The following is a 21,595-nucleotide window of genomic DNA, read 5'->3' as shown; positions in this document are numbered from 1 at the left end:
CAGGGCGTAGTCGACGCCGGTGTGAACGGTATCGGTACCTTCACCGGTTGCTTCGACGATCGCATCGGTGGTGTTCTGCACGTGATAGGTATCGTTACCGGCCCCACCGGTGAGGACGTTGCTGCCGTCGTTACCGGTGAGGACGTTGTCGAGGGCGTTACCGGTGGCGTTGAGGTCGGCGCTACCGGCGAGGGTGAGGTTCTCGACGTTGTCACCCAGGGTGTAGTCGATGCTGGCGATGATGGTGTCGGTGCCCTGGTTGGCATTTTCCACCACTTGGTCGCCGGCGTTGTCGACGTAGTAGGTGTCGTCGCCGTTACCGCCTGTCATGGTGTCGGCGCCCAAGCCACCATCCAGGATATCGTTGGCACGGTAGTAGTTGTAGGTGGAGGTGATGGAGTTATCCAACTCGTTACCGGTGGCGGCAACGGTGTATCCGGACACCACCAGGTTCTCCACGTTGTCGGCCAAGGTGTAGGCATCGAGGGTGGAGTGCACGGTGTCATTACCTTCCCCCGCCAACTCAACCACCACATCCCCGGCATTGTCGACGATAAAGGTATCGTCGCCAGTGCCGCCGAGCAGGGTGTCGGCGCCGGCCTGCCCGTCGATGGTGTCGTTGCCGCCGGCGCCGTTAAGGACATCGGCGGCGCTGGTGCCGACCAGGTAGTCGTCGGCGTCGGTGCCAAGCTGGTGGGCGATGATTTCGGTGGATTCGCTGGAGAGGCTCTCCTGGGTGCCGAAGCCGTCGACGTAACTGACGGATACGCGGACATAACTGCCGGCGTCAGCGTCGGCCAGGGTGTACGTATCGGCGGTGGCGCCGCTGACGGCGGTCCAGGTGCTGCCGTCGGTGGAGGTCTCCCATTGGTAGCTGAGGGCGCCGAGGCCGTCGGCGTCGAACAGGTCGGCGCTGGCGGTGAGGGTGGCGCCGCGCACCGGGTCGCCGTCGACGGTCACGGTTCCGATCAAGGCGTTGTTGGTGCCGAGGTTCATGGTCAGGTCGGCGAACACCAGCTTCTCAATGCCGTCGAGGGTGTCCCGGCCATCACGGCCCGCCACGCTGTCGGTGACGGTGAAGCCGTCGCCGCTTTTCTGGATGCTGTATTCGTCCCAGTTGCCCTGGTAGATGGCGGTATCCTGGCCGACGCCACCGCTGAGCACGTTGTCGCCGCTGTTGCCGGTAAGGGTGTTATCCAGGGTGTTGCCGGTAGCGTTGATGTTTTCGCTGCCGGTGAGAGTCAGGTTTTCCAGGTTGCTGGCGAGGGTGTGGGAGACGCTCGCCTCGACGGTGTCGTCGCCCTGGCCGGCGAATTCGATGACGCGATCGCCGGCATTGTCCACCCGGTAGGTGTCGTCGCCGTCGCCACCGATCATGATGTCGGCGCCGGCGCCGCCATCGAGCAGGTTGCTGCCGCTGTTGCCTTGCAGGGTGTTGTTCAGGGCGTTGCCGGTACCGCTTAAATCGTCACTACCGGTCAGCTCGAGGACTTCGATATTATCGCTGAGGGTGTAGTCGGCGCTGGCCAGCACGGTGTCGTAGCCGTCATTCGCCAGCTCGGTAATGACGTCAGCGCTGCTGTCGACGATGTAGGTGTCGTCTCCGGCACCACCGATCAGGGTGTCAGAGCCGCTGCCCCCGTCCAGGTAGTCGTTGCCTTCACCGCCTTCCAGGTAGTCGTTGCCAGCGCCTCCGCTGAGCATGTCGTCGCCACGACGGCCGTAGAGTTCGTCGTCGCTGTTGCCGCCGGTGAGGGTGTCGTTAAGGCCTGTGCCGTTATACCGTGCCATAGAAGTCCCTTTCTGTTTGAGGTTGCCAGTCTGATTCAGGCGCCACGGCGATCCATGCCGTAGATGGGGTGCTGAAGCACCTGTCGCAAATGTTTGAAGTTGTGGATACTACGATGGAAATTCACAGTGATCAATAAGCAAAACGGGATAAAAATCAATACTGGTCTTGTGGCCTATTCCCTGGTGGATCATGGGGAGTCTTGTTCCCTCCGGGGTCTTTGCAGAGATCCTTTCCTGCGTTCAGCTCCGGACAGATCAGTCGGTGCCTCCTATCCTGATAGGGCTTCCTCCAAGGAACACACCCTATTGGCAACGGACATTCAGAGGAGCGCGAGTCATGATCAGATGTAAAGCCGCCGTGGCCTGGGAGCCGGGGCAGCCGCTTCGTATCGAGGAGGTGGAGGTGATGCCTCCCAAGGCCGGGGAGGTGCGGGTAAAAGTGTTGGCCAGCGGTGTCTGCCACACCGACGCTTTCACCCTTTCCGGTGAGGACCCCGAAGGCAATTTTCCCTGCATTCTCGGTCACGAGGGCGGGGGAATCGTTGAGCAGGTAGGGGAGGGGGTCACCAGCGTCGGGGTCGGCGATCACGTGATTCCTCTCTATACGCCGGAGTGCGGTGAGTGCAAATTCTGCCGTTCGGGCAAGACCAACCTGTGTCAAAAAATTCGCGAAACCCAGGGCAAGGGGCTGATGCCCGACGGCACCAGTCGCTTTTACAAGGACGGCCAGCCCCTCTTTCACTACATGGGCACCTCCACCTTCGCCGAGTACACGGTGCTGCCGGAAATCGCCCTGGCCAAGATCAACCCCGAGGCGCCGCTGGACGAAGTCTGCCTGCTGGGGTGTGGCGTCACCACCGGCATGGGGGCGGTGCTTAACACGGCCAAGGTGGAAAAGGGGGCCACGGTCGCGGTGTTCGGCCTGGGAGGGGTTGGCCTGTCGGCGGTTATCGGCGCGCAGATGGCCGGTGCCGCCCGCATTCTGGCCATCGACGTCAATCCCGACAAGTTCACCCTGGCGCGCCAGCTTGGCGCCACCGAGTGCATCAACCCGAAGGATTACGACAAACCCATCCAGGAGGTAGTCGTCGAGCTTACCGATGGCGGCGTCGACTACTCCTTCGAGTGCATCGGCAACGTGGACGTGATGCGCTCGGCCCTCGAGTGCTGCCACAAGGGCTGGGGGGAGTCGGTGATCATCGGTGTGGCCGGCGCCGGCCAGGAGATAAGCACGCGCCCCTTCCAGCTGGTGACCGGGCGTGTCTGGCGCGGCTCCGCCTTTGGCGGGGTCAAGGGGCGTTCCGAGCTGCCAGGCTACGTGGAGCGCTACCTTAGGGGCGAGATTCCCCTCAAACCCTTTGTCAGCTACCGCATGGGGCTGGAGCGGATCAACGAGGCGTTTGATTTGTTGCACCAGGGCAAAAGCATTCGTACCGTGATCCAGTTCGAGCACCGTTGAAACAAAGCACAGCCCGACGGTGCTGAGCAGTCAGCGTTTAGGCCACCGCAGGGAGCCCACCATGTCTCTGGAGCCACTGAGCGCCAACCGCTGCTTCGGCGGTTGGCAGAAGCGTTTCAGCCACCCGTCCAGGGTGCTGGATTGCACCATGAACTTTTCCGTGTACCTGCCGCCCCAGGTAGACGCCGGGGGGCGGGTGCCGGTGCTCTACTGGCTCTCCGGGCTCACCTGTACCGATGAGAACTTTACCCAGAAGGCGGGCGCCCAGCGTGTCGCGGCGGCCCTTGGGCTGGCTTTGGTGATGCCGGATACCAGCCCGCGAGGCGAGGGGGTGGCCGATGACGTGGCCTACGACCTGGGCCAGGGCGCCGGCTTTTACGTAAATGCCACCCAAACGCCCTGGCGGGACCACTACCGGATGTACGACTACGTGCTGGATGAGCTCCCGAGCCTCGTGGAACAGCACTTCCCGGTGACGGCGGCTCGGGCGATCAGCGGTCACTCCATGGGAGGGCACGGCGCGCTGGTACTGGCTTTTCGCAACCCCGAGCGTTACGCCTCGGTCAGTGCCTTCAGCCCCATCTGCAACCCGGTCAAGGCCCCCTGGGGACGCAAGGCCTTTGGCGCCTACCTGGGGGCAGACGAATCCCGTTGGAGCGACTATGACGCCAGCAAGTTGCTGGCCGAAGCCGCCTGGGTGCCGCCGATACAGGTTGACCTGGGACTGGCGGATGAGTTTCGGCAGCGGGAGTTGATGCCCGAGGCGTTGGAACTGGCGGCTAAGGCCAATGGTGGCGAGTTCTGCCTGCGCCAGCACGCAGGCTATGACCACAGTTACTTTTTTGTCGCCAGCTTTATCGAGGACCACCTGCACTTTCACGCCCGTTACCTTGGGCTCGAAGGGTAACCTAGTTCTGGGCGTCTATCGGCTGCGGCGGGCGCTGCAGGTAGGCGGCGAAATCCTCCGCGGGGAGGGCCTGTGAGAGCAGGAACCCCTGGCCCAGTTCGCAGCCTTCGGCGCGCAAATCGTCGAGGTTGGATTGCCGTTCAATGCCCTCGGCGACCCGTTCGATTTCCAGGCTCTGCGCTAGGGACAGAATGCTGCGGATAAAACGCTGCTCCTTGGGTTGCTGGTTGAGATCCTCGATGAACGCCCGGTCCATCTTCAGGCGGTCAATGGGCAGTCGCTTGAGATGGCTCAGGGAGGAGTAGCCGGAGCCGAAATTATCCAGCGTCACCCCGACACCCAACGCCTTGATTCGGGAGAGGACGGCGGGTGATTGCTCCATGTCGCGCATGATGGTGTCTTCCGTCACCTCAAGGATCAGGTCGCGGGCCGGCATGGCGGTCTCCTTCAGAATGGGCTTCAAAGCCGCCACCAGGTCGTGTTGAGTAAACATGGCCGGGGAGATATTCACCGAGATGGGGACGGTCGGTAGCCCTTGATCCTGCCAGGCACAGTGTTGCAGGCAGACCTGGCGCAGCACCCATTCATCGAGAGTCTTGGCCAGCCCCTGCTCCTCGGCGACCTTGACCGCTTCCGGTGGCGTCACATAACCGTATTCCGGGTGGTGCCAGCGCAGAAGGGCCTCCACCCCGACCACCTCCAGGTCGTACAGGCGCAGGATGGGCTGGTAATGCAGGCTCACCGCATGGCTGCTAAGGGCCTCGGGCAGGTCGCTTCCCAGCTGTTTGCTGCGTTGCATCTGGGCATTCATAGCCGGTTCAAACAGGCGGTAGCTCTGCCCGCTGTCCTGCTTGGCGCGGTACATGGCCAGGTCGGCGTTCATGAACACCTGGTTCACGGTGTCGGCATCGTCGGGAAACACGCTGACGCCGATGCTGGCGGAGGGGAGTACCTGCTGGCCATCCAGGGAGACCTCCTGCGCCAGTTGCTCGCCAATTCGGCGGGCCAGGCGCGCCGAAGCTTCGGCTTGGTCGATCGCACGGTGGATGACGGCGAATTCGTCGCCCCCGAGCCGGGCCAGGGTATCGCTGCTGCGTACGCAATGGCGCAAGCGCTGGGCGACCACCTTGAGCAGCTTATCCCCCAGGTGATGGCCCAGGGTGTCGTTGACCTCCTTGAAGTTATTGAGGTCGATAACCAGGATGCCGAGCTTGGTGCCGCTGCGCTCGGCTTCCATTGTGGCTTTTTCCAGGGCGCTATTGAACTGTTTGCGGTTGGCCAGCCCGGTCAGGGCGTCATGGAGGGACTGGTGCAGATTACGGGCGTTTTCCCGGACCAGCATCGCCACCAGTAAGCCGCCGCTCAAAAATAGGCCAATCATCGACAGGTTGAAGTCGGTGCGGTCTTCGAATGCGCGGTCCAGTTTGGAGCGGGTCTGTTGGCCGATATAGCTGGCGACGTTAAGGCGTCGGGCCTGCTCTGCAAAGGGTTGCAGTTGCTGGTTGAGCGCGAGGGCCCGGGCTTGATCACCGGGCTGGAAGTCCAGTAGCCGTGGCTCCAGGGCTTGGAGGTGGGTGAGCAGGCTGTCCAGTAGCGGCTGTGCCTCCGGTAGCGCCCGCACATCACGGGCCTCGCGGCCTAGGCGCACCGTGTCAAGGCGGCTCCAGAGCAGGTCGAAACGCAACATGAGTTCATCGTGGGTGGCTTCGTTCATGCCTGCCCGCAGCAGCGTGTTTTGCAGCTTATTCAGGTCCGCTTCCAGCTCCGCGGCGGCCCAACCGCCGGATTTCCAGGTGGTGGTACTGGCCTTGGCGGCCTGGTTTTGGTTCTGGTAACTGAGCAGGGTGCTGGCGGCGAAAATGCCCACCACGGCGATCAAGGTGAGCAGCCTGAGGATTCGGGAACGGGGCATCGGCTCTACTCGATGTGTAGCGAGCGCAGCTGCCAGACCATGCTGGCATGGTGGTTGGCCCGATCGAGCTCGGGGTAGTCCGACATCGGATACAGGATCCACAGGGGGCCTTTATCCCGGACCCGCATTGGCTTGCCATCCTTGCGCATGGCCAGGATTATCGGATAGCCGGTGAGTTCGGAGAGATCGATTTTGACCCGGTAATCGTTGAGGGCAACAGCGGTCATGTGCTGTCCCGATGCCTTGACGTACTCAAGCAGGTCGCTCAGCAGCACCCCTTCGTAGCGGCTGACCTCTTTGGTCCAGGGGGTTGTGGTTGCAAACTGGTGTTGGGGCAGGGCGTCAAGCATCGGGCGGTCGAAATGGGCCGCGCCCTCGTCGTTGGTATTGGCTATGTTGCCCGAGATGGTCAGGAGCACCGGCTCTGAAGGAGAAGGCAGATCTGCGATGGCTTCGATGGAGACAACCAGGGTCGATAGAAATGCCAGAAAGTGCAGTACAGACCGCATAGCAGTACCGTTTAATCGTTAAATATTGATGAATAGTACTATAAAAAATCGGATGTTCGCGGTATTTAGCCCCAAAAAGAATACAATTATCCTCCCGGCCCGGCTGAGTCTGGCCCTTGGCATGCCGCAGCTTTCCAGCGCGAAGTCGCGGCTGCTTTACTCGGGCTGCGCCGCAGTCGTGTCGGGGGTCGCTGTGGACTTTTCGGGAGTAGCCGCGACCAGCGGCTGCACTGCGCTGCTGATCTGCGCCGCCACCTCGTTCCAGCCGTTTCCCAGTGCCTTGACCAACGCCGGATACCCGTCAGCCTGGAGCGGTGTTTCCACCTGAAAACGTCGGCTTACCAGCAGCTCGCCCTTGGCGCTCCAGAGCTGCCAAAGACCGCTGGTGAGGGCATAACCGGCGTAGTGACCGAGAAAACGGTCCACCCTGACCTGAAGGCGCATGGGCTGGGTACCGGACGCGACCGGTTCATCCTGAAGAATGTGCGTGTCGGGAAGGCGGGCTCCCAGGCGCTGACGCAGCCCCCGCTCCAGTTGGTGGCGCAGCGGGTCTGCCCAGCGGTGCTGGCGGGCCTGGTTAAGGGTGATCTCATCAATTTGGAGCAACAGCCCTTCGGCTTCAAGGTAGGGGGCGATTTCGATGGGTTCAAGCAGCAGCAGGCTGCCGCTGCGGGGGGCGACGTTCATCTCGCCGGCCGGAGGGAGCAGGTAACGGTTTATCCCCTGGCCGGGTCCGGCGCAGGCCGTGAGCGCCAGGACGGCGGTTAACACGAGCAGAGGGCGAATCAAGGTGAGGGTTCTCCTGCCGGGGCCCGCGGCTGCGGATCATCGCCATTGGAGGTCTGCAGCAACAGGGCTCTTGGGTCGTCGCCCAGCGCCTGCGCCGTCGGACGCAGGTCCCTCACCAGCCGGTCGAGGCTCTGGGCCGCATCGAGGATAGTGCGATAGGCCGAGGAGCGGGGAGAAAGGCCCTGCAGTGTTGCATCCAGGCTACCCAGGGTGGCATTGATGTTGGCCGGCAGCGCCTGGGTGTCGGGCGCATCGAGATAGGCCTGCAGGCCGCGGGAGAGGGTCCGCACTTCTCTCAGCATCGCTTCGGAGGCCTCCAGGTTGGCCTTGAGGGAGGCCAGCAGCGGCTCCACTTCCAAGGCGTTGAGTTTAGCCAGCAACTCGCCCGCTTGTCGCTCCAGCTGGCTGCCCCCCGCCGTACCCGGCATCACCGGCTGGTGGTGGAACTGCTGCGCCATGTAAGGGGCGGGCTCGGCCACGAAATGCAGGTTGACGAAGAGGGCGCCGGTCAGCAGGTTGTCGGTGTCCAACGATGCCCGCAGTCCCTCGGTGAAGAACTCCTCGAAGCGCTGTGCCCAGGCCTTGAGGTCGAGCTCGTCGCGGGATCCGCCGAGGCGCTGGGGTTCGATGCGCAGCAACAGGGGAATCCGCCGATCTTCGAGAAAAAGTCCCGGTGGGTCGTTGAAATGCCAGGGAACCGCGGCCACGGTGCCGATCCGAACGCCGCGAAACCGCACCGGCGCGCCGATCTTCAGATCGCTTACCGACTCTTCCACCAGCAGTACGTACTCCAGGTAGCGGTTAAAGGTGCCCTCGTGCGCGGTCTCCCGGTCGGGGTAGAGGGCAAAGGTGGTTTCGGCTGCCACGGGCTCCCCGGCGGGGAGGCCGGTGGGGACCGCGAAGGTGACGCCTCCGGTCAGCAGGCTTTCAAGGGAATCCACCGAGACTTTGAGGCCATCGGTGTCAAAACTGAGGTTGAAGGCGCTGGCGCTCCAGAAGCGGCTGCCGGTGGTTACCAGGTCATCGTAGGGGGCCTCGATAAAGATGCCGTGGCGCACTTGGCGGATCTCGGGGTTGAAGGTCACCATTTCGATACGACCGACCACAAAGCCCCGGTAGCTGACCGGATCACCGACCCGCAGCGAGTGTCCCTGCTGGCTGATCAGGGTGAGTCGTTTGCCCTCGGCCCCCGGGGCGGCCACCGGCGGCTGTTCGCTGACCTCGAAGCGGCGCCTGGCGGCGTCGCTTTCCCCGGGCTCGAGTTGGATAAAGGCGCCGGAGAGGACGGTGCCCAGGCCGCTGATGCCCTGGCGCCCGATGCGGGGTTTGACCACCCAGAAGCGGCTGTCCTCCACCAGCAGGGGCTGGGTTTCAGGGCTCATACGCGCGCGCAGGCGGGCGTGCTCGTGGTCCTTGTCCAGGGTGACGGATTCCACCCTGCCAACCTCGACGTTGCGGGTCTTGATCAGGGTTTTTCCCGCCTCGATTCCCTCGGCGTTCTCCATGATCAGAATGATTTCCGGGCCGCGCCCCAGGTAGTTGTCATACAGCAGCCATAGGCCGATCAGGGTGGCGACCAGGGGCACGATCCAGATCGGCGACAGCCGCGGCTGACGCGAGACCCGGGCCCGCGCCTCCTGGCTGACGGGGGCCGCGCGACGGCTCACGGGGCGCTCCCTTCAGGGTTGGCGGAAGTGGCTTGATCCGGTGAGTCCCAGATCAGGCGTGAATCGAAGGCCATGACCGCCAGCATCGAGAGAATCACCACGGCACCAAAGGCAAGTGCCGCCGGCCCCGGGGTGATCGACACCAGGGAACCGGCCTGAACCAGCGATACGACGATGGTCATGACGAAGATATCGACCATTGACCAGCGTCCGATGAAGTCGATGACCCGGTAAACCCGGGTGCGGGCTCTGGCATTAACGCCCTCGCCCCGGCGGGCGACCAGGCAGAGCCAGGCCAGCAGCATGATCTTGCCGATCGGTATCACCACGCTGGCGGCGAAGATGACGATGGCGACAAACCAGGAGCCGAGTTCGAACATGGCGACGATACCACCAAGGATGGTGCCGGGATAAACCTGTCCCAGGGCCTGGGAGGTCATCATGGGGTAGATATTGGCGGGCAGGTACATCAGGCTGGCAGCCAGGATCAGGGCCCAGGTCTGCTGCAGGCTGTGCGGCCGGCGCACCGGGTAGCGCTCGGCGCAGCGTCGACAGCGGGCCCAGCCGGTGGCGCTCAGCCGGTTCACGACGCCGCACGTGGGGCAGCCTGCGACGCCTTGCCGGGCCGCGGTATCTCCGGGGCGGGCGCCCCGGGGCGGGCGGGGTTCGCCGGCCAGGGCAAACCAGAGCCAATCCGGATCCAACGATTGCAGGCAGAAGAGAAACAGGGTTTCAAAGGCACAGAACGCCCAGAAGGCGGGGCCCAGTTCGAAATCCCCCATGCCGGAAACCTTGATCAGGCTCACCAGGGCACCGGTGACAAAGACGTCCGCCATCATCCAGGGGTACAGGTGGGTGAGGGCGCGGGCAATGCTGCGGCTGGCCGGCAGTGGACGGCCCCTCAGTAGGCCGTATTGCAGCCAGATGACCGCCAGCAGGAACAATAACGGCAATACCATCACGGTCAGCATCACGGTAATCGCCACGATCGGCTGTTCGAACGCGAGCAGGGTGGAGGCAAGTCCGGGCAGGTCCAGGCGAGTCTCGATGCCGCTAAGGCTCAGGCGGAAAAAAGGGAATGCCAGGGACACCGCCAAGGCGATCAGCGCGGCAACCGCCAGCGCCATGCTGCGTTGGGCGGGGCGCCTGTGTCGTCGCACCAGGGGCGTGGCGCAGCGGGGGCACTTGGCCATTTCACCGGCCTTCAGGCGCGGCAGCGCCATCAGCCAGTCGCACTCGTGACAGGCGCGCAGGCGTCGATATTTTGTGATTTTTTCCGGCGGCAAATGGTCGACGCGGGGTTCGCGGAACACCTGCGCGGGAAAGTGAGCGGGGAGCAGGATCACCGGGCGATTCGCTCTTAAGTTATCGCTTAGCGGTCAGGCCGTCATGCCCCTAGAGGGGGCGCAGCCGGTTCTGCTGCGACACCTGTTCATTGAGGGTCCACAGGTCGTACAGGAGGCCCAGTAGGAAGAGCCCGCCGGTGAACAGGTAGAGGATGCCGGTGAGCCATTTGCCCATGTACATGCGATGTACCCCGAAGATGCCGAGAAAGGTCAGCAGTATCCAGCTGACGGTGTGGCTGACGGCGCCTCCCTCGTAGCGGATCTCGGCATCGCGATCCATGCCGGGAATCAGAAAGAGATCGACAATCCACCCGATCAGGAACAGGCCCAGGGTGAAAAACCAGATCGTCCCGGAGATGGGTCTGCCGTAGTAAAACCGGTGAGCGCCCATAAAGCCGAATATCCACAACAGGTAGCCGATCAGTTTGCTGTGCGTATCACCGTGGTTCATGCATCCTTCCTTCGCCAGTGAGATCAACGAACCGCCCGAGCCAACCCGTCTAAGTCAAACCGCCTGAGTCAACCCGTCTAAGTCAGCCTGCTTAAGTCACTCTTTAAGCTAGCACAGGGTTGGCGTGAACCGGGGTAACTGACGGATTCAGCGTGGCGAATCAGCCGGCTTGGGAAGGCGCAGGTGCGCAGGGGACAGACGGAGTAACAATGCGCTCAGGCGATTCGGTTGGAAGAGAATGCGGTTGGACGCAAGCGGTCAGGCTAACTCCTGTGGCGGTGGTAAAAACGCATTGCCACCAAGACCAGTCCGGCCATGATCAGCATCAGGCTGAAGATCAGTGCCAAGGGGGTCTCCACCAGCAAAAGCGACAGCATGCCTACAAGGGAGTAGATAAAGGGCAGGAGTTCGTAAAAATTTTTGGGTAACACCGGTTCTGTTCCTTTTTAGCCAGCCTTGGCCAAGTTGGACCGCTCGCCGCGCCGATCGTTTCTCAGCTGCACCGGCAGGGGGCGTCGGTTAAGGCGGTGGTCGGGTATTGAGAGGCTGTATTTAGACCAGCGCCTGTCGGTACTTCCTCATTCGTGCAGGATAGCCGCGAGCTCCAGGACGCCCGGGTCCAGGTGCTTGCGACGGTTCACCACCCGAGTCAGGGGGACTGCAACCCGGGTGTTGTTGCGAACCCCCAGCATCACCTGGGAGTCGCCGGCGAGCAGGTGGCGGACCGCCATCGATCCCAGGTAGGAGGCCAGCATGCGGTCGTGCCCGGTAGGCGCGCCGCCCCTCTGGGTATGGCCCAGGATGCAGACCCTTGGTTCGAGACCTTTCTGCTCCAACTCCTGGGCCAGCCACTGGGTGCGCCCGGGCTTGGAGCCCTCGGCGACCAGCACCAGGCTGCTGGTTTTTCCGGCCTGCTGACTCTTGAGCAATTGCCGGTAGAGGGCTTCAGGATCAGGCTCCCGTTGGGGGGCAAGAATCAGTTCGGCACCGCCGGCAATGCCGGCATAGGCGGCGATGAAGCCGGTGTTGCGCCCCATCACCTCGACCAGGAACAGACGATCATGGGAGCTGGCGGTATCTCGAATGCGGTCGATGGCGCTCAAGGCGGTGTTGACCGCGCTGTCGAAGCCGATGCTGTCGTCACTGCCGTAGATATCGTTATCGATGGTGCCCGGCAGGCCAAGCACCGGGAAACCGGTTTCCTGCTCCAGGTGCAGGGCGCCGGTGAGCGACCCTTCGCCGCCGATGACGACCAGTGCTTCCACACCCTGTTGACGCAGTTCGTCGGCGGCCTTGCGACGGTTAGCCGGATCGTGAAAGGCCTCACAGCGATCGCTCTTGAGCACGGTACCACCGCGTTGAAGAATATTGGCCACTGCCGCCGAGTCCAGCGGGGTCATGTCAGCGGCCAGCAGGCCGCTGTAACCCCGGCGGATCCCCAATACCTCCACGCCTTCTGCGCAGCCGGTGCGCACCACGGCGCGGATGGCCGCATTCATACCCGGCGCATCGCCGCCGCTGGTGAGCACCGCGATGCGTTGGAGCGGGCGTTGGCGGGCAATGGGGGTAAGGCCGTACATAAGGGGCTCCTTGACGAAAACGGTTACAGCTCAGGCACGCACCCACTCAGGGGTATTCTAGCGGCCCGCTGCCGGGCGTGGCGAAGGGCGCGACGAAGGGGCAGGCGCGCCGAAGTGATTGAGAACCCGGTGTCGGGCGCCCTTGGGGCTTAGCTGACTCACCTTGAGGACAAAGTGGTCCACCTCAAAGCTGTAGCGGTTGTGTTGGTGCTGTTCAAGGAAACTGTCCAGCCGCGGCGGCTGCTGGCGGTCCAACCGCCCGAGGGTGATATGCGGTTTGTAGCGACGGCTGGAGATCGCTATGCCGTTGATGCTCCGCAGCTGGCGGCGAATTTCGGCCTCCAGCGACAGCAGGGGCGGTGACTTATCGACCCCTAGCCAGAGAACGCCGGAACGAAAGCTGCCGATCCCCCCGCACTCGAGCCGAAAAGGTGCGATGGCAACCTGCGTCAGGTTTTCCTGGATCTCCTCCAGGCAGGCGGGGTTGACCTCGCCGATAAACACCAGGGTCAGGTGAAGTTGTTCTTCGGGAACCCAGCGCACCCGGGGCAGGCCGAAGCACAGCTGCGCCAGGGCCTGCTGCATGGCGGGCGGTAATTCGATGGCGGTAAACAGGCGCATGAGCACAGCTTAGTCCAGCCGTGGGGCTTAGTTCACCAGTGGGGCTCAGCGCAGTTCCAGGCGGTGACCTTCCTCGCGGAGCCAGCGGCGGTGGCGCTTCCAGTCCGGGCAATAGGTGCTGACCAGCTCCCAGAAGGCGGGAGAGTGGTTGAGGTGGACCAGGTGGCAGAGCTCGTGGACGATGACGTAGTCCAGTACCGCTTCCGGCGCGCCCAGTAAAAGGGTGTTGAGACTGACCCGCCCCTGCCGGGTGCAGGAGCCCCAGCGGCTCTTGTAGGGACGGATCTTGAGGCTGCTTGGACGCAGGCCGGTGTGTTGGGCCCAGGCATCCACCCGGGCCGGCCAACGGGCCTGGGCCTCTTGCTGATACCAGCTGCGAATCAGGTCACGGCGCGATTCCCGGTCATGGCAATCGCCGGGGAGGGTGAGTTCAAACCCGGTCGGGTGCAGGCGCAGGGCGGCAGATGTCCCGTGGCTGACCTGCAACGGGTAGTGGCGCCCCTCCAGTGCCAGGGCCTCCCCGCTTTGGTAGTTGGGCAGGGTTGGTGCCTGATGTTGGCGCCGCGCCAGCGTTTGCTCGATCCAGTCGGCGCGCTTATGCAGCAGCTCGACGAGGGTCTTCTGGGCGGTGCCCTGGGGGGCCAGCAGGCGGATTTCGCTATCAGTCACCTTGATCGCGATACTGCCGCGGCGGCGTGTATAGCGAACCCGCCAGGGCAGGGAAAACCGAGGGGCTTGCACTAGGGCAGCTCTCGTACCTGCACGGCGTCGACGCCGGAGCCGGCGAGGATATCGGAGATGACCACCACCTGGTCACCGGAAACAAAGCCGGCCTTTTCTTTGAGCAGCGCAAAAGCGGCGGCGAGGGTCTTTTCCGGGGTCTGGCTGAACTCCATCCGAAACGGGTAGACGCTGCGGTTCAGCAGCAGCTGGCGGCGGGTCCGTGGGTCGTTGGTAAAGGCGAAGATCGGGGTCTTGTGGGGCTGGCAGTTGGTGACGTAGTTGGCCATCAGTCCGCGGCGGGTGATCACCACGATGCCTTTGGCCCCCAGGGCTTCGGCCAGGTGGACGGTGGAGGCGGCCAGGTGTTGCTTCTCGTCGCGCTTTTGCAGGTTGCGGGCGAACTCGAGACCCGGCTCGCGCTCGCTGGTCTCGGCGATCTTGTCCAGGTACTCCACGCACTTGACCGGGTAGCGGCCGATGGTGGTTTCCCCCGAGAGCATTACCGCATCGGCGCCCTCGTAGATGGCGTTGGCGACGTCAGTCACCTCGGCGCGGGTGGGAATCGGGTTCTCGATCATGGATTCGAGCAGGTGGGTTGCCACGATGACCCGCTTGCCATGCTCCAGGCACAGGCGCACCATGCGCCGCTGCACGTTGGGGAGCTGCTCGACGTGGATTTCCACTCCCAGGTCGCCCCGGGCCACCATGACGCCGTCGGCGGCCTCGATGATCTCCTCCAGGTTGCGCACCCCTTCCTGGTCTTCGATCTTGGCGATCACCTTGATCTTGTTGGCCTTGTCCCCCAGCAGCTGGCGCAGCTCGGCGATGTCGCTGGCTTCGCGAACAAAAGAGAGGGCGATGTAGTCGAGCTCCTGCTCCATGGCGAACAGGATGTCGCGGCGGTCCTTTTCGGTGATTGCGGGCAGGTTGACCCGAATCCCCGGCAGATTGACGTGGCGCTTGCTCTTGAGCACGCCGCCGTCGAGCACCCGGCACTGCAGGTTGCGGTCTTGCTTTTCCAGAACTTCCAGGTTGATCAGCCCGTTGTCGACGGTAATCCGGTCCCCCTGCTGGACGTTTTCCACCAGGTCGTCGTAGTTGACGTGAATGGAGGTGGTCTCCACGTCCTCGCTGCCCCGTACGCTGACGTTGATCACCGAGCCTTCCCGCAGGTTCAGTTCCTGGGCCAGGTCACCGGTGCGAATTTCCGGGCCCTGGGTGTCGAGCAGGATGGGAACCGGGTATTTGACCTTGCGATTAAGGTTGCGGATGGCTTTGATCACCGAAGCGTGCCAGGCGTGGTCGCCATGGGACATGTTGAGCCGGACCACGTTCATGCCGGCATGGTAGAGGCGCTCAAGCATTTCCAGGGACTGGGTGGCGGGGCCGATGGTGCAGATGATCTTGGTTTTTCGCATGGCTGGGGGTTGTCTGCCTTAAGGGGCCTTGGTATCGATCGCCTTGAGCAGCAAGCGGTACTCCTTGCCGTCATCCTCGGTCTGGGCCAGCTTGACGATGGCGTAGTCCAGCGCCGGGGCGAACCAGATCAGGGTCTTGCGCTCGCTGTCCGGGTCGCGCAGGCGCTCGACCTTCAGTGCCTGGAAGCGCCCGGCGGGAGTACGCACCGATTCCTGCCCGAGGACGCCGAAGCGGTAGGTCTTGATGCGACCGCCGTCGGCCACCGGGTAGCTCATCTCGGTGTTGCCGGCGGCCAGGTCACGGCGCAACTGAATCTGGTAGCTGAGCTTATCGTGGGCGTCAGGGGGAACCTGCATCTTCCAGGGCCTGTCTTCCACGTCGTTGAGCACACTCAGGGCTTGCCAGTCGAAGGTGAGGGTGGCGCTGCGCTTCTTGCCAAAAACTTTGCGGCGATAGTCGTAGCGCAGCGGCCGAACCCGTTCCTCATACAGCCGAAACTGGGTTGACTCGCGGAACTCGGCCACCTGGACATCGGCTTCCACGGCCAGGCGCCAGTCGCCGTTGGGCAGCTTTTTGAGGGTCCGCACCGCATCCCCGGCCAGCCCAACGCCCAGTTCGAAGTCTGCTTCGTAGGTCGCGGTGAACGGGGTGAGCGGGAACGCCGGCAGGGGCCCGCTGCCCAGCAGCAGAGCGATCAACAGGCCGTTTTTTAGGCGCGTACCCAGCATGGCGCTCAGTTTAGTCCCGACTGTCCAGCAGGCAGCCGCCGGGGGGCAGCGGGGTGCCGTCCAGGGTCACCTCGCCCTGGGTGAGACGGATACGCCCTTCGGTGAACCACTTGACCGCCAGCGGGTAGATCAGGTGCTCATGCACCTGGACCCGCTGGGCGAGGGTCTCGGCGGTGTCGTCCGGTTGCACCGGCACCACCGCCTGGATGATGTTGGGTCCGCCGTCCAGCTCCTCGGTGACAAAGTGGACCGTCACCCCGTGCTCAGGCTCCCCGGCATCCAGGGCCCGCTGGTGAGTGTGCAGGCCCCGGTACTTGGGCAGTAGGGAGGGGTGGATGTTGATCATGCGGCCCTCGTAGCGGCGCACGAAGTCGCCGGTGAGGATCCGCATGAAACCGGCCAGCACCACAAGGTCGGGCTGTTGGCGGTCGATCTGGCGGATCATCTCCGCGTCGAAAGCCTCGCGGCTGGTGAACTCGGTGTGATCCAGCACTTTCGTTTCGATGCCGGCCTGCCGGGCCCGCTCCAGCCCCTTGACCTCGGGCCGGTTGCTCAGCACCAGGCTGATGCGGGCGGGAATGTCGCCGCTGCGCACGGCATCGATGATCGCCTGCAGGTTGGTGCCGCTGCCGGAGATCAGGACAACGATGTTGGGCAGGTCACTCATCAGGCGTTCAGCCCCTTGAGTTCCACCTGCTCTTCGCCGGCGCCGAGGGACTCGATGCTGCCGATGACGAAGGCGGCTTCGTTTTCTGCGCGCAGCAGTTCAAGCGCCGCGTCGGCCTTGTCCGCCGCCACGCAGATCACCATGCCGACACCGCAGTTGAGGGTTCGGTACATTTCCCGCGCCTCCACGTTGCCCTGCTCGGCGATCCAGTTGAAGATGGCCGGGCGTTGCCAGCTGTTGACGTCGATGACCGCCTTGGCGTTGTCCGGCAGTACCCGCGGCAGGTTTTCCAGCAGGCCGCCGCCGGTGATGTGGGAGAGCGCGTTAACGCCGCATTCGCGAATCAGCTTGAGCAGGGGCTTGACGTAGATACGGGTGGGCTCCAGCAGGGCCTCACCCAGGGTGCGGCCGTCGAAGTCGGCGTTGATATCGGCGCCGCTCACCTCGATGATTTTACGGATCAGGGAGTAGCCGTTGGAGTGAGGGCCGGAGGCGGGCAGTCCCAACAGCACATCGCCCACCTGGACCTGGCTGCCGTCGATGATCTCGTCTTTCTCGACTACGCCGACACAAAAGCCTGCCAGGTCGTAGTCCTCGCCCTCGTACATGCCGGGCATCTCCGCGGTTTCACCACCCACCAGGGCACAGCCGGCCTGCTCGCAGCCTTCGCCGATGCCGCTGACCACGTCGGCGGCCACGTCCACGTTGAGCTTGCCGGTGGCGTAGTAGTCGAGGAAGAACAGCGGCTCGGCACCGGCCACGATCAGGTCGTTGACGCACATGGCCACCAGGTCGATGCCGATCTTGTCATGCTTGCCCAGGTCCATGGCCAGGCGCAGCTTGGTGCCCACGCCATCGGTGCCCGACACCAGCACCGGCTGCTTGTAGCCGGCGGGCAGTTCGCAGAGGGCGCCGAAGCCCCCGAGGCCGGCCATCACTTCGGGACGCCGGGTCCGCTTGGCCACCCCCTTGATCCGGTCGACGAGGGCGTTACCGGCGTCGATGTCGACGCCGGCGTCTTTGTAGCTGATGGATCTTGCCTTTAGGTCTTTGTTTTCGCTCATGATTCTTTAGTAAGTCCCGAAACTTGATCAAAACCCGGTTGAAGTGGGCGGCGATTATACCATTAGAAGGCCGCCTCCTGCCGTCCCTTTCGCCTCGTCGAGCGTTTAAATACGTTTTGCCATCTACACTTACCGGGCTCGAAGTGGGGCTCGCCGGAATCGAATCCGTGCTGGCCTTGAGACACGGGTCTGCCCTTGGGGAGCGAAAAGGGCTGTATGTCGGTCAGTCGATGCCGATTTTCTAGAAGCACCGGGGGCACGCCCTTCCACGTTTGGCTATTAGAGGACGGCAGAGATGAACCTTCGCTTAATGCATGTTTTGTTGATTGCTTTAACCCTGGGGTTGGCGGGGACCGCCCAGGCTTCGGGAAACACGGTCCTTAAGTTCTGGACCATGGTTGGCGTTGACGGCCCTTTTCTTCGGGACGGCGGCAACCCCATCCGCGAGGTGGAGGGAGGCGGCTTGCCCTGGGTGCTGGAGGAGGCCAAGGGCACGCTGAAGGAAGACGGAGAGCTGAAGATAAAAGTGCGGGGGCTGATCATACCCGATTCCGAGCCGGGTTTCGGTTTCAACCCTGCGCCCTTTTTTCGCGCGGTGGTGAGTTGCATGACGCTGAACACCGAAGGGGAGCCGGTGATCGAAAACCTGATGACCGATAACGATGCCGAGGTGATGGTGGGGGACCCCCGCAATGGTGATGCCCGAATCGAAGCGGATCTGGATCTGCCCGATCCCTGCCTGGCTCCCGTGGTATTCGTAACCTCGCCCACCGGCTTGTGGTTTTCGGTCACCGGCGCCGGCTCGCTCGGGTTCTAGCAAGCCGGGCCCCTCACCGCTGCGCCGGGCAGATCCCGGAATAGGGATTTAACTATTGGAGCACACCCCGGCGTGGCCCGGGGTGATGAGGGGCGCTGCTGGCTTGGGCTTTGGAGTTGGCAGACCATGGTTTATCCTTGGCGCTCACATTGGACCGGGAGTAATGACGTTGAAAGGCCGACTGTCTGTCAAAGGGTGGATGCTGGGGCTTATGCTTCCCCTGCTGCTGGTGGCATCCGCTCGGGCTGCCCAGGTGCAGGGGCTTTACAATGCCGAGCTGTTGGTAGCTGAGCAGTCGGTACAGGTGGCCCCGGGTTTGGTTTCCGAGGCGTTGGAGCGGGTGCTGGTAAGGGTGAGCGGGCGGCGGGACGTGCTCAATACGCCGGCCCTTCAGGCGGGAATGCAGAATCCGTCGCGGCTGATCAAACAGTTCAGTTACCAGAGCACCAACATACCCCGGGTGACTCCGGATGGTCGCAAAGTGCTGGCCCATCGTCTGCGCATCGAGTTTGCGCCGGAGTTGGTCAACGAGCTGCTGGCACAGGCCAACATCCGACCGCTCGGGCCGACCCGTCCTGGCGTGCTGGTCTGGGTGGTCGAGGAGAAGGGGGGCGTACGTGAGTATCTGGGACGCGATGCCGACCCGGTGCTGGAGGGGATGCTGGGGCGCGCCCGGGCCCGGGGATTGCCTATTTTCCGACCGCTGCTTGACCTGCAGGATGAGGCGGCGTTGCCGGTCAGTGATGCCTGGGGCTTTTTCTCCCGCAGCGTGCTGAGCGCATCCCAGCGCTATCAGGCCGACTCGGTGCTGGTGGGGCGCATCTACCGGATCTCCGGCGGTTGGGAGAGCCAGTGGCAACTGCTCTGGCGGGGGCAGACCCACGAGTTCGAGGGGCGCGGCGACAGCCTTGATGCGCAGCTGGCCTCGGCGGTGGACCAGGCCGCCGACCGCCTGTTCGCCGATTTCGTCGGCGGCGGCGACATGGGCTACGGCGAGGACGGGGTGATGCTGCGGATAGACGGCGTCCGCGACCTTGACGACTACATGGCGGTCACCGATTACCTGCGCCGGCAAAGCCCGGTTGAGCAGCTATTGGTTGATTCTGTCGCCGACGATGCCCTGACCTTGCGGCTGGTTCTTAACGGCTCCCTGGATCAGTTGCGCGGGGTGATCGGGCTGGACAAACGCTTCGAGCCCCGCCCCCAGCTCGCGGGCGAGGCCCGGGGCGAACTCCATTATCGCTGGGATGACTGAGGTATCATGACCGATTCGCAACGTTGGCTGGTTTTATGTCTCGTTCTGCTCGCCGGTGTGCTCTTCTACCTGCTCGAGCCGATCCTGTTCCCCTTCCTGGTGGCCACTCTGTTGGCGTACATGGGCGATCCTGCCGCCGATCGGCTCGAGGCCCGGGGAATGTCGCGCACACTGTCGGTGGTCCTGGTCTTTATCGCCTTTACCCTGCTCTTTGGCCTGTTGCTGTTGTGGCTGGTGCCGATGCTGGGCCACCAGATCAACGCTCTGGTTGAGCGCCTGCCGCGCATCATCGACTGGCTCCAGAACCAGGCGTTGCCCCGACTGGAGGTGATGCTGGGGGTGGACGTCAGCGCCTTCGATCTGCAGCACCTGCGAGAGTTGGTTCGGGCCAATTGGCGCGAGGGCAGCGACCTTCTGGGACAGCTGCTGTCAAAGGCGACCCGCTCGAGTCTGGTCTTTATCGGCTGGTTCGCCAACCTGATGCTGATTCCCGTCGTGACCTTCTATCTTCTGCGCGACTGGGACGTGATGCTGGACCGGATCAACCAGCTGCTGCCGCGCAACCTGGAGGGGCGGGTCAGTCGTTGGGCCCGCGAGTGCGACGAGGTGCTGGGTGCTTTCGTCAAAGGCCAGCTGTTGGTGATGATTTGCCTGGGGGCGGTCTATGCCAGTGGCTTGGCGCTGATCGGTATCGACCTGGCCCTTCTGCTGGGGCTGCTTGCCGGGGCGGCCAGCATCGTTCCCTACATGGGGTTTGTCGTCGGGATCAGCGCTTCACTGGTGGCCGCGTTCGTGCAGTTTCAGGATCTGCTGCACCCCGGGCTGGTGGTGATGGTTTTCATCGTCGGCCAGGCACTGGAGGGGATGCTGCTGACCCCCTGGCTGGTGGGCGATCGAATCGGCCTGCATCCGGTGGCGGTGATCTTCGCCATCATGGCCGGCGGCCAACTGTTTGGTTTTACCGGGGTGCTGCTTGCCTTGCCAGCAGCGGCGGTGGTCATGGTATTCTTGCGCCATCTTCACGAGGGTTACAAAGGTAGCCAGCTTTACAATGCGGAGTGCGAGCGCCGCTGATTCGGTATTTTTTGCCTCATGACTGACACTGTGACCAAGGCCCATCCTCACCAACTGGCGCTGAGTGTGGGGCTGCGGGATGACGCCACTCTTAGCAATTTTTATCCCGGGGATAACGCCCTGGCCGTGGTGGCGGTGCGCGCCGCCGCCGAGGGGGGAGACGAACATTTCGTTTTCGTCTGGGGACCGTCCGGCAGCGGCGGCACCCATTTGCTGCAGGCGGCCTGCCACGCGGCCGCGGCAGTGGGGCGTCAGAGCCTGTATCTGCCCCTGGACCAGGTCGTGGCCTACGGCCCGCAGGTACTTGAAGGGCTCGAAAGCCTGGAGCTGGTCTGCCTTGACCACCTGCACGCCGTTGCTGGCGACGCGGACTGGGAGGAGGGGCTTTTCCACCTCTTCAACCGTCTCCGGGATGCCGGCTGCGCCCTTCTGGTTGCCGCCGATGCCCCGCCGCGCCGCCTGCGGATCAGGCTGCCTGATCTGGCTTCCCGCCTGAGCTGGGGGCTGGTGTTTCAGCTCCACGGGCTGGATGATGCGGGCAAAGTACAGGCCCTGCAGCTGCGGGCCCATGCCCGGGGAATTCAGCTGAGTGAAGAGGCGGCGCTGTATATCCTGCACCGCAGCCCGCGTCAGATGTCGGCGCTCTTCGCCCTGCTCGAACGGCTGGACAGCGCCTCGCTGAGCGCCAAGCGCCGGGTCACCATTCCCTTCATCAAGGAAACCCTGGGCTGGTAGAGTCCCGGGGGGAGACGGTTTGTCGCGATGCTTTGCTAGCAAAGCGCCGCGGCGAATTCGCGTATCGCCTTTGCGCTGAGC

The 21,595-nt window shown here is 63.4% G+C and carries 20 protein-coding genes and 1 pseudogene; 6 read left to right on the top strand and 15 right to left on the bottom strand.

Annotated features, from left to right (window positions below):
- Window positions 1-1,791, bottom strand: a pseudogene (locus JGZ97_RS07805) (hypothetical protein); the annotation flags it as partial.
- A 337-nt stretch (window positions 1,792-2,128) separates the two neighbouring features.
- Between JGZ97_RS07805 and JGZ97_RS07800 the strand changes: the two are divergent.
- Window positions 2,129-3,250 carry an S-(hydroxymethyl)glutathione dehydrogenase/class III alcohol dehydrogenase gene (locus JGZ97_RS07800; protein WP_242521596.1) on the top strand — a complete coding sequence of 374 codons (1,122 nt, stop codon included), beginning with the start codon at window positions 2,129-2,131 and terminating at the stop codon, window positions 3,248-3,250.
- A 61-nt stretch (window positions 3,251-3,311) separates the two neighbouring features.
- Entirely contained in the window at window positions 3,312-4,157 is an 846-nt protein-coding gene (gene fghA, locus JGZ97_RS07795; RefSeq protein ID WP_304609761.1) for an S-formylglutathione hydrolase, read from the top strand.
- 1 nt (window position 4,158) lies between these two features.
- Here the strand turns inward: fghA and JGZ97_RS07790 are convergent, their stop codons facing one another.
- From JGZ97_RS07790 to purM, 14 genes are all read right to left on the bottom strand, one after another.
- Window positions 4,159-6,069: a bifunctional diguanylate cyclase/phosphodiesterase gene (locus tag JGZ97_RS07790; RefSeq protein ID WP_207062047.1), complete on the bottom strand. Its 1,911-nt coding sequence runs from the start codon at window positions 6,067-6,069 to the stop codon at window positions 4,159-4,161.
- A 5-nt stretch (window positions 6,070-6,074) separates the two neighbouring features.
- A complete protein-coding gene (locus JGZ97_RS07785) occupies window positions 6,075-6,578 on the bottom strand; it encodes a molybdopterin-dependent oxidoreductase (RefSeq protein WP_207062046.1) in 504 nt (167 codons plus the stop codon).
- Between the two features lie 156 nt (window positions 6,579-6,734).
- Window positions 6,735-7,367 carry a membrane integrity-associated transporter subunit PqiC gene (locus JGZ97_RS07780; RefSeq protein WP_242521595.1) on the bottom strand — a complete coding sequence of 211 codons (633 nt, stop codon included), beginning with the start codon at window positions 7,365-7,367 and terminating at the stop codon, window positions 6,735-6,737.
- A complete protein-coding gene (pqiB, locus tag JGZ97_RS07775) occupies window positions 7,364-9,034 on the bottom strand; it encodes an intermembrane transport protein PqiB (RefSeq protein ID WP_207062045.1) in 1,671 nt (556 codons plus the stop codon). Before pqiB ends, JGZ97_RS07780 begins: the two co-directional genes overlap by 4 nt.
- Window positions 9,031-10,380 carry a paraquat-inducible protein A gene (locus tag JGZ97_RS07770; RefSeq protein WP_207062044.1) on the bottom strand — a complete coding sequence of 450 codons (1,350 nt, stop codon included), beginning with the start codon at window positions 10,378-10,380 and terminating at the stop codon, window positions 9,031-9,033. Before JGZ97_RS07770 ends, pqiB begins: the two co-directional genes overlap by 4 nt.
- A gap of 49 nt (window positions 10,381-10,429) precedes the next feature.
- Window positions 10,430-10,831, bottom strand: a complete 402-nt coding sequence (locus JGZ97_RS07765; protein WP_207062043.1) for a TM2 domain-containing protein — start codon at window positions 10,829-10,831, stop codon at window positions 10,430-10,432.
- A gap of 263 nt (window positions 10,832-11,094) precedes the next feature.
- Window positions 11,095-11,262: a hypothetical protein gene (locus JGZ97_RS07760; protein WP_207062042.1), complete on the bottom strand. Its 168-nt coding sequence runs from the start codon at window positions 11,260-11,262 to the stop codon at window positions 11,095-11,097.
- Between the two features lie 147 nt (window positions 11,263-11,409).
- Window positions 11,410-12,411, bottom strand: coding sequence for a 6-phosphofructokinase (gene pfkA / locus JGZ97_RS07755; RefSeq protein WP_207062041.1), 1,002 nt, complete (start codon window positions 12,409-12,411; stop codon window positions 11,410-11,412).
- Between the two features lie 57 nt (window positions 12,412-12,468).
- Entirely contained in the window at window positions 12,469-13,032 is a 564-nt protein-coding gene (gene thpR, locus JGZ97_RS07750; RefSeq protein WP_207062040.1) for an RNA 2',3'-cyclic phosphodiesterase, read from the bottom strand.
- A gap of 45 nt (window positions 13,033-13,077) precedes the next feature.
- A complete protein-coding gene (locus tag JGZ97_RS07745) occupies window positions 13,078-13,773 on the bottom strand; it encodes a SprT family zinc-dependent metalloprotease (protein ID WP_207062039.1) in 696 nt (231 codons plus the stop codon).
- Window positions 13,773-15,173 (bottom strand): pyruvate kinase, encoded by a 1,401-nt coding sequence (pyk, locus tag JGZ97_RS07740; RefSeq protein WP_207062038.1) that lies wholly within the window; start codon window positions 15,171-15,173, stop codon window positions 13,773-13,775. The genes JGZ97_RS07745 and pyk overlap by 1 nt, the downstream gene beginning before the upstream one ends.
- Window positions 15,174-15,191: 18 nt before the next feature.
- Window positions 15,192-15,902, bottom strand: coding sequence for a DUF3108 domain-containing protein (locus JGZ97_RS07735; RefSeq protein ID WP_207062037.1), 711 nt, complete (start codon window positions 15,900-15,902; stop codon window positions 15,192-15,194).
- 10 nt (window positions 15,903-15,912) lie between these two features.
- Window positions 15,913-16,569: a phosphoribosylglycinamide formyltransferase gene (gene purN / locus JGZ97_RS07730; RefSeq protein WP_207062036.1), complete on the bottom strand. Its 657-nt coding sequence runs from the start codon at window positions 16,567-16,569 to the stop codon at window positions 15,913-15,915.
- Window positions 16,569-17,633 carry a phosphoribosylformylglycinamidine cyclo-ligase gene (gene purM, locus JGZ97_RS07725; RefSeq protein WP_207062035.1) on the bottom strand — a complete coding sequence of 355 codons (1,065 nt, stop codon included), beginning with the start codon at window positions 17,631-17,633 and terminating at the stop codon, window positions 16,569-16,571. The genes purN and purM overlap by 1 nt, the downstream gene beginning before the upstream one ends.
- Before the next feature lie 295 nt (window positions 17,634-17,928).
- On the opposite strand from purM, the gene JGZ97_RS07720 reads away from it, so the two are divergent.
- From JGZ97_RS07720 to hda, 4 genes are all read left to right on the top strand, one after another.
- Window positions 17,929-18,450, top strand: a complete 522-nt coding sequence (locus JGZ97_RS07720) for a hypothetical protein (protein ID WP_207062034.1) — start codon at window positions 17,929-17,931, stop codon at window positions 18,448-18,450.
- Between the two features lie 163 nt (window positions 18,451-18,613).
- Window positions 18,614-19,705 (top strand): DUF2066 domain-containing protein, encoded by a 1,092-nt coding sequence (locus tag JGZ97_RS07715; protein ID WP_207062033.1) that lies wholly within the window; start codon window positions 18,614-18,616, stop codon window positions 19,703-19,705.
- 6 nt (window positions 19,706-19,711) lie between these two features.
- The gene (locus JGZ97_RS07710) at window positions 19,712-20,779 is read left to right on the top strand and encodes an AI-2E family transporter (protein ID WP_207062032.1); all 1,068 of its coding nucleotides are present in this window, start codon (window positions 19,712-19,714) and stop codon (window positions 20,777-20,779) included.
- A gap of 18 nt (window positions 20,780-20,797) precedes the next feature.
- The gene (hda, locus tag JGZ97_RS07705; protein WP_207062031.1) at window positions 20,798-21,514 is read left to right on the top strand and encodes a DnaA regulatory inactivator Hda; all 717 of its coding nucleotides are present in this window, start codon (window positions 20,798-20,800) and stop codon (window positions 21,512-21,514) included.
- The last annotated feature ends 81 nt before the right edge of the window (window positions 21,515-21,595 follow it).

This window comes from Motiliproteus sp. SC1-56 (assembly GCF_017309075.1).
Classification (GTDB): Bacteria; Pseudomonadota; Gammaproteobacteria; order Pseudomonadales; family Balneatricaceae; genus Motiliproteus.
Note: the sequence above shows the minus strand (reverse complement) of the source record. Positions and strands in the feature narration are given on the sequence as shown.